Annotated in this window: 11 protein-coding genes; 4 read left to right on the top strand and 7 right to left on the bottom strand. The window is 38.5% G+C overall.

The window, feature by feature from the left end; genetic code table 11:
• Nucleotides 1–102 precede the first annotated feature (102 nt).
• Nucleotides 103–1,398 (top strand): OprO/OprP family phosphate-selective porin, encoded by a 1,296-nt coding sequence (locus HT99x_RS03635; RefSeq protein ID WP_158003360.1) that lies wholly within the window; start codon nt 103–105, stop codon nt 1,396–1,398.
• A gap of 41 nt (nt 1,399–1,439) precedes the next feature.
• Here HT99x_RS03635 and HT99x_RS03640 read toward each other — a convergent pair whose 3' ends face one another.
• Together HT99x_RS03640 and HT99x_RS03645 are read right to left on the bottom strand one after the other, a co-directional pair.
• Nucleotides 1,440–1,718 (bottom strand): hypothetical protein, encoded by a 279-nt coding sequence (locus HT99x_RS03640; protein ID WP_075065627.1) that lies wholly within the window; start codon nt 1,716–1,718, stop codon nt 1,440–1,442.
• A gap of 16 nt (nt 1,719–1,734) precedes the next feature.
• Entirely contained in the window at nt 1,735–2,001 is a 267-nt protein-coding gene (locus tag HT99x_RS03645) for a hypothetical protein (protein WP_075065626.1), read from the bottom strand.
• A gap of 161 nt (nt 2,002–2,162) precedes the next feature.
• Between HT99x_RS03645 and HT99x_RS03650 the strand changes: the two genes are divergently transcribed.
• Complete coding sequence (locus HT99x_RS03650; protein ID WP_075065625.1) at nt 2,163–3,683, top strand: Npt1/Npt2 family nucleotide transporter; 1,521 nt, start codon at nt 2,163–2,165, stop codon at nt 3,681–3,683.
• Nucleotides 3,684–3,721: 38 nt separating this feature from the next.
• Here the strand turns inward: HT99x_RS03650 and HT99x_RS03655 are convergent, their stop codons facing one another.
• Nucleotides 3,722–4,291, bottom strand: a complete 570-nt coding sequence (locus HT99x_RS03655) for a TetR family transcriptional regulator (RefSeq protein ID WP_075065624.1) — start codon at nt 4,289–4,291, stop codon at nt 3,722–3,724.
• A 149-nt stretch (nt 4,292–4,440) separates the two neighbouring features.
• On the opposite strand from HT99x_RS03655, the gene HT99x_RS03660 reads away from it, so the two are divergent.
• Entirely contained in the window at nt 4,441–5,634 is a 1,194-nt protein-coding gene (locus HT99x_RS03660; RefSeq protein ID WP_075065623.1) for a protein kinase domain-containing protein, read from the top strand.
• Nucleotides 5,635–5,641: 7 nt separating this feature from the next.
• Here HT99x_RS03660 and HT99x_RS03665 read toward each other — a convergent pair whose 3' ends face one another.
• Complete coding sequence (locus HT99x_RS03665; RefSeq protein ID WP_259565415.1) at nt 5,642–10,495, bottom strand: DUF5801 repeats-in-toxin domain-containing protein; 4,854 nt, start codon at nt 10,493–10,495, stop codon at nt 5,642–5,644.
• Nucleotides 10,496–10,885: 390 nt separating this feature from the next.
• On the opposite strand from HT99x_RS03665, the gene HT99x_RS03670 reads away from it, so the two are divergent.
• Nucleotides 10,886–13,639: an ankyrin repeat domain-containing protein gene (locus HT99x_RS03670; RefSeq protein ID WP_075065621.1), complete on the top strand. Its 2,754-nt coding sequence runs from the start codon at nt 10,886–10,888 to the stop codon at nt 13,637–13,639.
• On the opposite strand, the gene HT99x_RS03675 is transcribed toward HT99x_RS03670, so the two are convergent.
• Genes HT99x_RS03675 through HT99x_RS03685 form a run of 3 tightly spaced genes read right to left on the bottom strand, consistent with a single transcriptional unit; the run spans nt 13,636 to nt 14,930 of the window.
• Nucleotides 13,636–14,301: a M15 family metallopeptidase gene (locus tag HT99x_RS03675; RefSeq protein WP_075065620.1), complete on the bottom strand. Its 666-nt coding sequence runs from the start codon at nt 14,299–14,301 to the stop codon at nt 13,636–13,638. The genes HT99x_RS03670 and HT99x_RS03675 overlap by 4 nt on opposite strands.
• 16 nt (nt 14,302–14,317) lie before the next feature.
• Nucleotides 14,318–14,659: a type II toxin-antitoxin system PemK/MazF family toxin gene (locus HT99x_RS03680; protein WP_075065619.1), complete on the bottom strand. Its 342-nt coding sequence runs from the start codon at nt 14,657–14,659 to the stop codon at nt 14,318–14,320.
• 16 nt (nt 14,660–14,675) lie between these two features.
• Nucleotides 14,676–14,930, bottom strand: coding sequence for an AbrB/MazE/SpoVT family DNA-binding domain-containing protein (locus HT99x_RS03685; protein ID WP_075065618.1), 255 nt, complete (start codon nt 14,928–14,930; stop codon nt 14,676–14,678).
• Nucleotides 14,931–14,953 lie beyond the last annotated feature (23 nt).

The raw sequence follows: 14,953 nt of genomic DNA on the forward strand, positions 1-14,953 counted from the left end.
TTAGTAGGCTGCAACAACTTTATTCTAAGAATCACAAATACCCGTATGCAAATGAAAAAAATTTCCTCTTTGGGCTTTATTCTATTGTTTTCTTCATGCGTAATGGCTGAAGAGGCAAAAAAAGAAACAAAAGATTCAGATCAAAAAGTAACAGCAGAGGTCCAAACCGAAGCCAAAGCTGAGGCTAAAGCACAGGCCAAAGCAGAAGCTGAAATCAAAACCGAGGCAAAAACAGACGGTGGATTTGAAATTTATCGTTCGCAGGATGATCGTTATTGGTTTAAATTGCATGGAATTGCCAAAATTGATGCCGCTTTTTTCGTAGACGATTTTGAAGATGAACATCAAGAATTTCCCAGTGGAACCAATATTCGTGCATTAGAAACCAGTTTTAATGGTGGTATTGGCGAAGATTTGTCCTATTCCATTGTTCTAGGCTTTGAAACGGGTACAGTTACCATTAACGATGCCTTTTTTACCTACTCTGGGTTTAAAGACATTGAAATGAGTTTTGGCCAAATTATTTCTCCCTTTTGCTTAGAAAATGCGAATAGTTCCAAATGGATCCCCTTTATGGAAAGAAGCTTGCCCGTGATTGCCTTTAGGCCTTGTATGGGGATTGGCTTTAATTTCACGACCTGGGGTAAACATTATGGCTTTATATTTGCTTCCTCAACGGTTCCGCATGGGCAAAACAGAGATACGGCGCTGATTCATCACCGTTCAGATAAACTGACTCATACCGCAAGAGCATTCTATGTCCCCATAAATGAAGACAATAAAGTCATTCAGATTGGGGCATCAGGGGTTTATGGGAATACCAATGCATCATTCAGAGATAATGGCCCTAATATCGACGGACGTCGTTTTGCAAGCCGACCTGAAATAAAAGCACGCAATACCCCCAATACCATTGATTCTGGCAATAGTTTGCTGGTTGATCATTATGATGAATTTGCTTTTGAATTAAGCGGGCAACGAGGTCCATTAGTTGTAGGTGCTGAATATTTACAAGCTTATATCCATCGCTGGTTTCATCCAGGCTTACATTTCTACGGCTGGCACGCTCAAGCGGCTTATGTACTGACAGGTGAAAGCAGAATATACAAAATTAAAAATGGCTCTTATGGCCAAATTATACCTAGATGTCCTTATGGTGCATTTGAAATTGCTGCAAGATATAGTATGGCTAACTTAAATGATGAAGATATCCATGGCGGTAAAGAGAATAACGTGACTTTATCTCTTAGCTGGTATGTGAATCAAAATCTTTTGATAATGGCAAACTACATCAATGCTAGCATCGATCCCACACAAGCGTTGGGTGATGCCCGCAATCCCGCCCCTAATCATCGCCATTTAGATATTTTCGGCTTGAGAACTCAAATAGTGTGGTAAAAACCAGAACTTGTTGCAAAAAGGCCATTTTGCGACAAGTTCTAGCCGTCACTTCGAGGATCTTCGCACCATAGGTTGCAAGTTGATTTTGAATTATCAAGCATGACGGTAGTGCTAACGCATTTACCGTTTGCTTTATTGTTGAAAAATTTTATTTTATCGCCCTTGCGTAAAACGGCACAATTGGATTGAGGCTTCCAGTGTAAGCCATTAATAATATAATCACCATTATGCAAAACCTTTTCTATTTTATATTCCTGATTGGCATAACAGGTCATATTTAATCCGAATAAAATCAAAACAGCGTAAAATACTCTCATCTGCGCGCCTCTTCAATTAATCATTTGTTTCACACCAAAGCAAACACTTTGTATTCGAGTTGAGATCAATAATGGTTGCTGTAACGCATTCACCATTAGGATTGCCATTAACAAAATCAACCTTATCGCCCTGTGCCAGAGTCCTACAGGAAGTATGCGGTTTCCAACTAACGCCATTAATAATGTAGTAACCGTTATCCAATACCTTGTCCACTTCATACACTGCGCCAAAACAACAGGTAGTGAAACTAAACAGGGCTAAAAAGATAATTTGCTTGTTCATCAATGCATATCCTTAGCTGTATGTGTTTTCTTGATTGTCATCATATACAGGTAAAACGATTTCATGCTAATCGCTTTTGATTATAGCTTATAGGTTTATATAAATTTTATTTAATTAATTCTCTTGAGGTACGAGATATAACTATAGGTGCTTCAAATTAGATGAATAAAAATATGCATGTAGATCCTCCTAAATCAGCTTTAGCAAAGATAAGAATGTTTCTATGGCCCATTTATGGCAGAGAACATTTGAAATTTCTGCCAATGACTTTAATGATTTCATTGATCTTGTTTAACTATACAGTTTTAAGAAACATGAAAGACACATTGGTCATCACGGCGACTGAAGGATCAGAGGTGATTGTTTTTCTAAAATCATGGGGCGTATTACCTTCAGCGATACTCTTTTTCTTCATTTACTCAAAATTGAGTAATCTTTTGAAAAGACAAACGCTATTCTATGTGACAGTCAGTTTCTTTCTGCTCTATTTTGCCGTGTTTGCCTTAGTTCTTTATCCTCATCAAACACTGTTACACCCACATCAATCTGCAGACTGGTTAATTACTCACCTCCCTGCGGGGCTTAAAAGCTTTGTGAATATGTATAAATATTGGTCATTCTCTATTTTTTATATTCTCGCTGAATTATGGGGCAGTGTTGTCTCTGCTTTACTCTTTTGGCAGCTAGCAAATAGTATTGTAAAAGTGTCTGAAGCTAAGCGATTTTATGCACACTTCTATTTATTAGCTAATTTGGCAACCGCATTTTCAGGTATTGTTTCTGCACATTTCTCGAAAAAAGGAATGAATATAGAAGATCCTATCGCAAGTTATGGTGTAACGGTCAATTATTTGGTCTGGACCGTTGTGGGCTGTGGACTGGTAGTGATGTTCTTATATTATTATTTAGATAAATATGTCATACCCGATCCTACTTTAGTTGATCCGAGTGAGTCTCTTCCCACGAAGAAGAAACTTAAAATGGGGATGAAGGACAGTATTAATTTTATATTACATAATAAATATCTAGGTTGGATTGCATTGTTAGTCATTTGCTATGGCATTTCAATTAATTTGGTAGAAGTTGCTTGGAAAAACCAAGTTGGATTGTTCTTGCCAAATCCTAGTGATAAACAAGCATTTTTTGGGATGTACAGTACAATTGCCGGTTTATCAACCGTTGCCGTCATTTTGATTGGTGGTGGTTTAATGCGCTGGTTAGGATGGAAAGTTGCTGCTTTGCTGACACCGATTGTGATAGGTGTTACAGGTAGTTTGTTCTTTTATTTTATGATATTTGATAAAAGCGCGGCAGCATTAGTAACCGGTTTAGGTACAACTGCGTTGGCCTTTGCTGTTTACATGGGTGCGTTGCAAGTGATTTTGAGCAAGAGCACAAAATATGCTTTGTTTGACCCAACCAAAGAAATGACATACATACCGTTAGACGAAGAGTCCAAAGTGAAAGGTAAAGCAGCGGTGGATGTTGTGGGCGGACGTCTGGGTAAAGCAGGTGGCGCATTCTTACAACAAGCGATGTTAATATTCATAGGTCCTATGGCCGTGATTGCGCCGTATTCTGCAATTGCGATGATTATTTTTGTACTGATATGGATAGTTGCGGTATTTAAGTTACATACTTTATTCGTGCAAGCCGGCGGAGAAAAGGCTTGGAATGAATAATGTGTTTCAGGAAAAGGGGTGAGCTTCGCTTGCCCCTTTTAAGGCGTTAAACCTTCCATTAAAATCTTTAAAATATGCTTTGCCATTTTAACCTGTAAAACAGCATCACTTTGATACAAAGAAACAGCCAGCATTGGGCAGATTAACAGCATATCTTCAACCGTCAGTGTTGCACGACATAATTGATGCTTTTGAGCCATTTCTAACAAAGGTTTATAGATTTCTCGCAGACGAATATAAAGTAAAACAATGGCGGGATCTTTTCTATCAATCATTCGCCAATATTCGACTAGGGGCGCATATTCACAAAGCGTTTCGGTATGGGAATTAAATAATTTAAATAACCCATCAGGAAATTCTGAAAAGGCTTTTGCTTTTTCTTCAACTTTATCAATATATCTATCTAACAGTGCGGTGAGTAAAGCATGTCGATCAGGGAAGTTGCGGTAAAGTGTTGCTCGGCCAACATCAGCGGTTGAAGCGATGGTGGCAAGAGGGACATCGATACCTTGCATACAAAATACTTTTTTAGCCGCAATTAGAATATCTTCGCGGTTGCGAAGCGCGTCTTCCCGATTGGGAAGCTTTGTTTTCGTTATATTTTCCATGGGCCGGGATTTTATCATTAAGCGGACGATTCTGTCCACTTCCCTAGACCAGATATCGGTTATCGACATCCAGGCATCCATTTTTGCTAGAGTGTCTTATATTAATAGATGTATCTTACTCTCAAATATTATGAGTGAGAATCATTTTCATGTTGACTGCTTATCAACATTACATAGCAATTGAGCATCCAACCACCCCAGCGATTCATTATGCATACGATCAAAGATCCACTCATGTTCACGATCTTGCAGCACAAGCAATGGCAGAAATGGATCAACGTCGGACCAATTTGGGTTATGGATTAGGGGTTTTTATTGGTAGATTGATTGGCACAAGAGATGCTGATGATCGTCCAACGAATAACCCGATTGCGCTCTTCCAATGGATGAATGAGTGTTATAGCGGGGTGAAAAATTATCTGCAATCTTGGTTACAATATGATGAAGCGCTTGACGATATTCCCTCTGAAGACATTGTCGATATCACGCCAGAAATTGAATTTGTAGATAAAAAATTCCTTATCGGTAAAACCATCGCTATTGGCGGAACGGCAACACTAAATTATGCCATTGATACTTTTAATAGTGAAACAGTTGCTTTTAAAATCGATCACTATGCGCAAGAGGCTATGGATGAAGTACTAAAAGTGGAAAGTATGCGTAATCAGCAACGTGAAATTGCAGCGCTTAAGCAATTTGGTCGATTGCGCGGGTATGGCATGGTGACTGACGAACAAGGTTTGCATCGACACTATATTGCTTCAGAATTAGTTCAAGGCGAAGATCTTTCGAAGTATTTGATGAAACTTGAAGATGCAATACGAAAGAATAGAAATATAAATGAATTAAAAAAACATTTTGAACAAATTTTTAATATCGCTTTGCAGTTCTGTCATGAGATCCAACAATATCATGATGGCAATTTCATTCATCGTGATATAAAACCTGAAAATATGATGGTTGTGCAGCAAGATGAAAACATTGCCTTAAAATTGGTTGATTTTAGTGGCATGATCAAGGTAGAAGATGTCTTTGATGATGAAGATGATGATTATGGCACCACCAAATATATTGCACCAGAGTTGCCGCAAGCAAAACATAGCTTTGTGACGGATGCCTATGCAACAGGTGTGTCTCTACATAAAATGCTAGAGCTTCTGCGTTTTCCGCAGTTTAAAAAATTGCGGAAACATTCTCAGTTTTATGAAGATGCTTTTCAAAGGCTTTCAAAAACAGTAGATGGCTTAATGGTAGCTGAACCCAAAATGAGAATAGCTATTCCTGCTGCAATTAACATTTTAAATAGTGTTGAATGCAACAGTATGCCAATGATGAGAGTTTAATCCTAGACTATATGCCAGCAGCTTCATGTTGCTGTTGTTGCACCTGTTGCATTTGGAGTGTTTCCTGATGCTCAGATGCATTAAAGCTGGAATTGTAATCTAATGTTGGATTAGCTGAGTTACTGCTTGCCTGTGTTAAAGAGTTAGATAATACATTTTCAAGTTGATTGGGTGGTTCAACGACTTCATCGCTACTAATGACGCTACTAACAGAGGCAATTTGTAAACCAACATCACCTGCAAGTGAAACACTACCAGAGGCATTTTCATAAGATAGTGTACTGAAAACAATGTTCCCATTAACCATCTCAGAATGACCCAGTTGAGTTAAATCAATAGAGATAATACCATAATCGTTTAATGATTTTAGTTCATTGCCTTGGCTAGAACCATCTTGATTGATATCATTCCACACTAAAAAGTCATTAAATTTATCATCTTGTTTATTAAATTTATCATCATGATTACTATCAAACGCTAATTTTAGACCTTCAATATCAGTGACTGCATCAGCATGATATTTTGAGAGTTCAATTTCATTTAAACCATCTACTTTGCCATTGGTGTTTTGATCGTAAACTAAGATACCATCATTCGGACCAACCCAGCCGGTTTTAATAGTTTGTGTGCCATTTTCAGATGAAATATTCCATTCAATTTGTGATTGAGCTGCTGAAACTAATTCAATTTGTCCATCATTATTTAAATCTAATACAATGGGAGCCGCAAAAGAATCGGGCGGAATTAAATTGATAGTAAAATTAGTACTAGACATGTCAAAATCGCTATCTTGAATGGTATAGGTAAAGACTTCAGATTCAGTATTCACATTGTTAATATAACTGTAAGTATAGTCTCCGTCAGATTCTATTTGCAGTGTATTACCTAAGGGGGTTATAAATTCTCCATTAGGTATAGGAATATGGATAGTGCTTCCCGATGCACTGGCACCGGCTAATTCAGGGTGAGCCGCGATGTAATTTTGTGCATCTAATGCACTTGCTAAATCAAAGCTAATTTGCGTAACTACATTGGGTGGGTCGGCGCTTACAATATCATTAACAAGAATATTACCGGTAACGCTAACGGGATCCGACACGGTTTCTTGAAGTAATACTTGCAGATTTGACAGATCGGCTGCGACTTCAATCACAGCTGGGCTGTCACTGGGATTGGCTAAAGGTGCTAAATTGTTGGTAACATCTTGATCTAACCCACCGATATTGAGCATGATAGCATCGACATTTTGGGATAACAGAGCAGATTGCCAATCGGTTTGTTGACCCACTGTGACCTCATCTCCAGGACTTGGCGCACCATCTGATAACAGATAAACACGATCAAGAATGGCACTATTTAATAGACTATCGTTATTAATATCAGCTAATCCCGCTGAAATAGCGCCACTTAAATTGGTACCACCACCGGCTGTAAGCCCTTCGAGATAGGTTTTCGCATCTGCCACATTATTAAAGTCCATACTAGGTAAGACTTGTGTTTCAAAAGGAATGATCGTAATCGACAGACTAGAACTATGTGTCGCGTAAGAATCTAACAGGGCACCATCCCCTGCCAAAGCTGCTATCACCAGATCGAGTCGAGTTAGGTTGCCAATAGGCGTTCCCATACTGCCGGAGACATCGATAATAAAGGTGAGATTGTAGGCGGGCAATCCTGATTTTTCGATATTTCTAACATCGGCGACAGCCGTCGGCCCTTCTGAAATTAAACTGACAGAGAAAGTGGCACTTGAAGGGTCAAGATCTTGATCTTTGATGGTATACGTAAAATCCTCAGATTCAGGATAAGCGTTATTAATGTAGCTATAGGTATAATTTCCGTTGGCTTCTACTAACAGAGTATTGCCTAAAGAAGTGGTAAATGCACCATCCGAAATGGGAATGGTGACAACCGATCCAGATACGCTTGCGCCGATTAATTCAGGATGATTATTTAAATAGTCTTGCGCTTCTGCCTCGCTGTTCAATGAAAAACTAACGTGGGTCACAACGGTAGGCGCATCGGCGCTTAGCGAATCATTCGTTAAAAGATTACCAGTCACACTCAGGGTAAGCTGATCTTGAAGCAAAGCTTGGAGATTAGATAAACTCGCATCTGCTTCAAGTACCGCAGGATTATCAGTAGGATTGGCTAAAGGAGCGATATTATTGGTAATAGCTTGGTTGGTGCCACCGATATTAACCATGATTGCATCAACATTTTGTGCTAATAATGCCGCTTGCCAATCTGCCAGTTCATCTGCATCAACTAAAGCATGATCTTCTCCTTGGGTAGTACCCTGCTCCCATTCGGCCGGTGCAGGGGCACCATCCGTTAAGAGATAGAGCACATCATGCGCATTGGCTAAGGCGGCATTATTGCCATCAGCAATGATATCCGCTAATGCGACCTCTACCCCTGAACCTAAAACCGTGCCAACATGACCATTACCTGGAATAGCAAGATTATTAATGTAATCTTTAGCGTCTTGAATATTGTTAAATTCATTCGAGATACCGGCCGTATCAGAAAAATTAACGATGCTAATAGTGAGCTTAGAACTTGCTCCGGCATAGGCATCTAAAATACCGCCTGCTCCCGCTAAGGTTTGTTGTAAAACCTGCAGTCGAGTTAATCCTTGTCCTAGATCAACGCTCATACTATTAGAATTATCGATGACAAAAGTCAGGTTATATTCGGGTAATGGGTCTTTCACAATGAGTTGTGCATCAGCAACGGCAGTGGGCGCATCATCACGAAATTGGATGACACCGCCCAGCAAGATAGAGGCACTTGCGGCATCTTGATCATTGTCAGTAACAGTCACGCGTAATGAGATTAAATCATTCTGTATTGAGACGACGTCATTAGGATCATTGGGATTACCATGCATCACCGCGCGACTTTGGTCGAGCGTGACGAGGCCTGAAGCATCGTTCACCGAGACTCTGAATACTTCGCCTCCGGTTGCAGAGCTTCCGATAATGATACCATTGACGACATTCATGATCACGGCTTCATTCGTGATTGAATCAACTAGACCGCTGTCTGTATCGCTACCAGGTAATTCTAAGCTATAGACAATGCTGGCCGCCTGATCGGCACCAGGGATAATATCAAATGCGCCTGAAAAATTAGCACTATCATTTACCGCAAAATTAGATTCATCCACAGACAGAGTAATATCGACTATATCACCTGCGATAACAACGGGCGTATCATCGGCAATATTGATTGTTAAAACATTCGAGGCTTGATCAAAATCAAAATCAGTTAATTCAAAGTGAAAATTGTCATAGCCAAAAAAATCGCTCGCATTATCACTAGAGTCATTATCGATAGGATGATTTAAATAATAGGTATATTGTCCTGTGGTTTGTACAACTTCAAGTACATTGCCTTCTTGAGTTGTCACTGTGATCAAGTTGTTTTCTGGAGAAATAACCGTTGTGCCGTTTTCAATGGTCACATTCGAGACAATGCCACCATCTGCACCAAATCGGGTGGTGAAATTATCAATCAAGAATCCCGTAATTGTTGCAGGGACGTTTTGATCATTGCTGCCAATATCCATAATATCGGCTTCACTAATGTTCGCAAATTGTTGAGCAGCCATTGGGACATCATCGACAATTCTGGCTAAGATAAAATTAGTGGCTAGATCACCATCGGCATCTTGGATGTAATACATAAAGGGATCGAAAAATACTTGGGCATCAAGTGTACAATTGGCAGAATAGCAGCCACAGTTTTGTAATTCGATGACTGTATCAATAACATTTAAACCCGGTAGGTTAGGGATATGGGGTACATTGTGTGAAAACTCATACACCAAATCCCCCATGCTATGACCCATGTAATTGGTTAGATACAGGGTTAAGGTATTTCCTTCAGGCGTGGTGATGGTTTGAAATGCACCATTGGGATCTTGGAAGAAAGTGCTTTGTTGTTGGAAGGGGGCAGGATAAAAATGACTAATGCCACCCGGATCCGTAAAACCAATCGCCGCTTGGTTAGCAGTAATGTCATCAATTGTTACCCCTTGTCTAATAAAAGGTAACAAACCGAAGGAACCTGCACCATCTAAGCCAAAAGAGGCGCCTTCTGCAAAAATATTGGTAGTAATAGTATTTGGAGAATTTGCTATGCAAGATTGGCAATTATCACTATCAACCAGAATAAATGAGGTAAATTGCTCAGAGCTTGACGAAGAGTTGCCCAAATTGCTTTCAAATACCGGATCTAAAATAATAAGAGGTGCAATGGGTTGCGAATCTAATTTTACGGGTTGAACTAAAGTAGGTGTATAGGAAGTGAATGGTTCAAACGAATAATTAATACCCAGATCGCGAGGCAGAGACTCTACATTACCTTCTAAACCGGGGTATTGTACCTCAACGACTGTTATTGAACCTTCATCTTGTATCATTTCAACGGCAGGTGGCATTTGTTCTAATTCTAGATTGATAGCAATCAGATTTTCATTAAAATCGATTACGTTAATTTGAAATTGAGCAATAGTAGACTCGCCAACCTGTAAGGAATCATATGCCCCTTTGTCATGAAAAATGACTGAGCCATCCTCATTGACTTGTATCACAGCACCATTTTCAAGCGTGATGGGTTTGTTGAGCGAATCCTGAGCAACATTAATCGTGATGACTTGGGCGGGTAACGGAGGAATGTTATCTAACGATAATTGTCTTTCTGTCACAATATTATTCGCGTCTTTTGTAAGTTCAATCGCAATCACCTTGCATTTGTCACACGTATTTGCTGAGTTTGACTCTGCTGCGGTGGGTAGCGTGTTTTTGCTGGTTTCATCGTGCGTTGTCGTTGGGTTTTTTATTTGTGTGCTCATAATAACTGCCATTCATATTTTTTATAATTGTATTTTGCAAACTATATATAGGTTTGCAATGTCTGCACGAAAGTGCAATTGGACCATGGTCCAATAATCTGAATAGGTCAGGTTAATGAGGGGGGTAAAGTATCAGAAACCGATTTAATGCTGTTTGTATTCTTTAATAATCCTATATATAGAATATAACTTCAAATGTTGTAATTACAAACATGTTATTCATCTGGGCATTTATCTATCATTGTGCCAACATAATGAGCAAATATTGTTTGTTAAAACAAAGAGAAACGTTTTCTAAGTCGCTTCTGTTTATCTAAATTAAGCTTTTTCCCTATTAGCTCCAAAACCAACTTGGCTTACAATAGTTTCTGAGTAAAGAGGTATAGAGCAATGAGCCTTGCAAGCGGATTCGGTCAATTACAGGCTATTATCGCCTATCGAAAAAAATTAGAGTCGATTTGGCAAGCTAAGAATGAAACAATTCTGCAAAAAACGGATGTTAATTTTCCCGACATCCATGGAAAAACGTTATTAGAATATGCAATAGAATTAGAAGAAATTACCTTGGTTCGACAATTGCTTCTAGATGGCGCTTATTCACGCCAAGCTCTGTCATTAGCAAAAAAAACACAAAATGAAGAAATTATTCGTTTAATTATTAATGCGACATCTTCTTATGAGTTTAATGATGATCCTATTCAAGCGTTTGAAGAGGTTTATCAAGATTATCTTGCATTCAAAACGGATGAAACAAAAAAGCATTTTTTGTTAGTGGGTGCCAAGGTTCCTTTTGAATTATTGTTAGAAAAAATCCAATCAGAGCCTATGCATGATATAGATTGGTTACCTTATTTAGATAGTTACGATGCTAAAGGTGAAACGCCACTTTTAATTGCCATCCACGAGAATAATTATCCTTTTTTTTATTATCTAATTGAAAAAGGTTGCAACATTGAATCGGCCTTTTTAGGCACGACAACCTTTACACCCATGGCCTATGCGGTTGGATTAGGCCGAATTGAAATGGCCAAACTATTAATTGAAAAAGGTGCTAACCTCAGTTTGGTAGATCATGAAGGAAAGAGTCTTTTAAATGTGGCTGTTGCAAAGGGTTATGCTGAGATTGCAAAGTTGTTACTGTTACAACCCTTAAGTTTTGTCAATAGTGATTATTATGGTCGAACAGTATTGCATGCGGCTGCTGAAATGAATAATTCTGAGATAGCGAAGTTGATTATTCATGCCCCAGATTTTTACGCTTTTATAACAACATTAGATTACATGGGGCGTAGCCCAGTTCAAATTGCAAATGGCTGTCAAAACGAAGCATTTTTATCAGAATTAGGGGTTAATGCGAATGTTTCAGGCAACAAGCAGACTAAAATTTCACAATTTCATATCATAAAGCAACTACGCTATTATTTAAAACTCACCAATCAAGATCCCAATACATTGCATGAAGAAGGGCAATGTAATGGCTTGGTGTTTCTGTTTTTGTTATTACAGGAAAAAGGTAAAGGCAAAGATTTCTTTTTAATGTTAAATGCTATCTCGACATGGTCGGGGTGTTATGAAGAATTACATAATAAAGACAATATTACTCAATTAGCCGATGACTATCCTTCACTGGGTGCAATGTTTCGTTATTTTGTTGATCATATTATTTTGATGCAAACGACTGGGTTAGATTCTTCAGTAAGAAGATTATGTCCATGGCAAGATTCAAGAAAAAGACAATATGCATTGATAGGGCAAGCTCCTATTTCATTTAGTGAACATTTTTATGCTAGAACACGCATGTTTACGAGAGAGCAACTGCGAGAATATATTGAGATTATCGCAAGATTGCCTGAAGCAAAAATTGAGTTGGGTGGAGGAAAACACGCAACGGCGTTTTACCTGAAAGCGAAAGAAATGACTTATTATGATCCCAATATGCTATATGAAATCAGTTCAACGGATTCCATTGAACGTGTTGTGGATCTGATTCAAAACTGTAAATATATCAGTTTGTTTATCAATGCGAATCAAATGGAAATGAACATTCGTGTATTTGGCGCAAGGCAACATAATTTTAACACCTATACTTTCTTTGACGAAAGCGAGTTTCCCCAAAGCCTTGAAGAAGCCGCTGCCTATCAATCATCATCTCCCAATAAACTAACGCAGTGTCACATTGCTTTGATGGTAGATAGTGTACAAGATTTTAGAAAATTAATAACAAATGGATATGTTGATTTGAATGCTTGTGATGTTAATGGTGATACCGTATTGGATATGGCACGCAAGTATCATAAAACACATTTTATCGATATTATTTTTTCAACACCGGGAGTCAGCATCGATCTGCTGCAAATCTATGGCAAAGCGCATTCACCCTATATGAATAAGACGGTGTTAGAGGCTTGCAATAATCACTTGGATTCGTGGGCAGTTGATGTCAATCAGTTAATTATAAAAGTTTGTGAGACAATGCTCCCTTCTGAAGAACAAATAGCTTTATTGTTAGTTTTAATTGCGCATTCACCTAACATTAACGAATCTGTGAATGATATACCTCTTATCGGTTATATGATGTGTCATGCTCATTTAATGAATGAACCGATGATTCATAACATGTTGATGATAAAGAATATGAATATTAACACCAAAATATTGGGTGAAACATTATTTCATTGGGCCCTTAAAAATCAAGTATTAGTACCAACTGAAAGTGTTTTGCAATGGATTGAATGGGGAGCTGATATTCATACGCCAAGTGAACTGGACAAGGCGACTTCATTGGAGTATGCGATATTCTGGCAAAAAGATATTCGTATCATTCAACGACTTTTAGAAAAAGGTGCAAACCCTAATAGGATATTAGCGCCAGGGACTACCGTATTACATTATGCCGTTGAAATGGATAACGTGTTGCTTGTTAAAACATTGTTAAAATATGGAGCATCACTCAATCTTAAAAATGTACATGATAAAACGCCGATTGATTTAGCAGAATATAACCCTGAAATAATGAAACTCTTTACAAGAAAATGCGAGCAAGAGGCTCAGTCTTTGCGGCTTAATCAACAAAGAAACGAAAATGAGATGCCGAGTTTTGCGCTCGATGAAATTGAATTAAAACGTAGACGTAGAAGCATTTAATGGTGATTACCATAGCCTAATGGATTTCGTTTCTCACCATTGGCGCGTTTTTCAAAATGTTGGTAATCTTGTACATCTAACCAATGGCCGCCCCAATCCCAACCGTGCGCTTCAAAGAGTTTATAGACAAGTCCTTCTTTATTAATCAACCCTTTATGGTGGCAGTGCCTATCAACATAGGGTTTCCCTTCTTTAGGGAGGACTTGTTCACCATTCACATAAGGATTAATAAGCGGGTTGATATCAATGGCTCGGCCAAAACTATGTTGAGATAAAATGCCAGGTTGATTGCTGACGGCGCGACAATTATAAGCAATGGTTGTATTGGGTTTACGCCCGGCGGGATGAATATCGGCAATGGGGAAACGATTGTGATAGAGCGTTTTAAAAATATCTAAAATATCGTTTGCCAGCTCTTTATGAATAATAATACAACCTAAATGTTCCTTTTCATCAAAACCGATATATTTCACTTTCACGACAGTTAAATCTTTCAGATGAGGCTGGCAAGATGAAGGTTCACTTGCAAGCATCGCTTGTTTTAATTTCTCAATAGAAAATAAAGGGGTAATGCTGTCAGCGGGAAGCTGGCCAATATCGTCATAAGCCTGGACCAGAGGTATGAAGCAAGTGAATAAAATGATTGAAATTGTTGTTCTCAAGAGATTACCTTATTGATTAAGTTACAAGGGTAACAATTCTTGCTAAAACTTCATCTAAAATTTCATCAGGTGCTATACCAATTTTTTTTGCTTTTCGTACTTTCCAATCCATAGATTTAATTTGGTCACTAACAACAGCACCTTCAATTTTTAATCCTTTAGGAAGAATAACTAACCAAGGATCAGATAGCTTAATCGTTGAGGTTATTGGGCAACAAATAATTTTAGAGCCTTTTTCATTATATATTTTAGGAGAGATGACTAATGCTGGTCGTCGCTTCGTTATTTCGGTTCCAGCTTGAGGATCAAAATCGATAATAATTAAATCACCTCTATTGAGAGTCATTTTGGGAGGCATGAACTACATCCTTGGTTTATTTACGGGTATTATATTCTACGATTTCAGCGCCCATTTCCTCACCTGTTGAAATTTCTGGATGCTCATTTTCTGGGCTCATTTGTGCCACGAGCTGTTCAAGCGTATATTTGTGAGGCTTTATAATGAGCGCACCTTCTTTCATTTCAATCGTGACTTCTCTGCCTGATTTTAAGCCCAGTGAATCAGAATAAGCCTTAGGAATAATAATTCCTAAGGAGTTACCTATATCACGTATTCGTAATCTGGACATCACTTTTCTCTCTTAGTAAAGTT

This window comes from Candidatus Berkiella aquae, from assembly GCF_001431295.2.
GTDB lineage: Bacteria > Pseudomonadota > Gammaproteobacteria > Berkiellales > Berkiellaceae > Berkiella > Berkiella aquae.

Excerpts from the sequence above, each read along its gene's own strand:
- HT99x_RS03680 (WP_075065619.1), bottom strand. The coding sequence starts at position 14,659 with ATGCCTCCCAAAATGACTCTCAATAGAGGTGATTTAATTATTATCGAT.
- HT99x_RS03685 (WP_075065618.1), bottom strand. The coding sequence starts at position 14,930 with ATGTCCAGATTACGAATACGTGATATAGGTAACTCCTTAGGAATTATT.
- HT99x_RS03655 (WP_075065624.1), bottom strand. The coding sequence starts at position 4,291 with ATGGAAAATATAACGAAAACAAAGCTTCCCAATCGGGAAGACGCGCTT.
- HT99x_RS03670 (WP_075065621.1), top strand. The coding sequence starts at position 10,886 with ATGAGCCTTGCAAGCGGATTCGGTCAATTACAGGCTATTATCGCCTAT.
- HT99x_RS03660 (WP_075065623.1), top strand. The coding sequence starts at position 4,441 with ATGTTGACTGCTTATCAACATTACATAGCAATTGAGCATCCAACCACC.
- HT99x_RS03645 (WP_075065626.1), bottom strand. The coding sequence starts at position 2,001 with ATGAACAAGCAAATTATCTTTTTAGCCCTGTTTAGTTTCACTACCTGT.
- HT99x_RS03635 (WP_158003360.1), top strand. The coding sequence starts at position 103 with ATGGCTGAAGAGGCAAAAAAAGAAACAAAAGATTCAGATCAAAAAGTA.
- HT99x_RS03665 (WP_259565415.1), bottom strand. The coding sequence starts at position 10,495 with ATGAGCACACAAATAAAAAACCCAACGACAACGCACGATGAAACCAGC.
- HT99x_RS03650 (WP_075065625.1), top strand. The coding sequence starts at position 2,163 with ATGAATAAAAATATGCATGTAGATCCTCCTAAATCAGCTTTAGCAAAG.
- HT99x_RS03640 (WP_075065627.1), bottom strand. The coding sequence starts at position 1,718 with ATGAGAGTATTTTACGCTGTTTTGATTTTATTCGGATTAAATATGACC.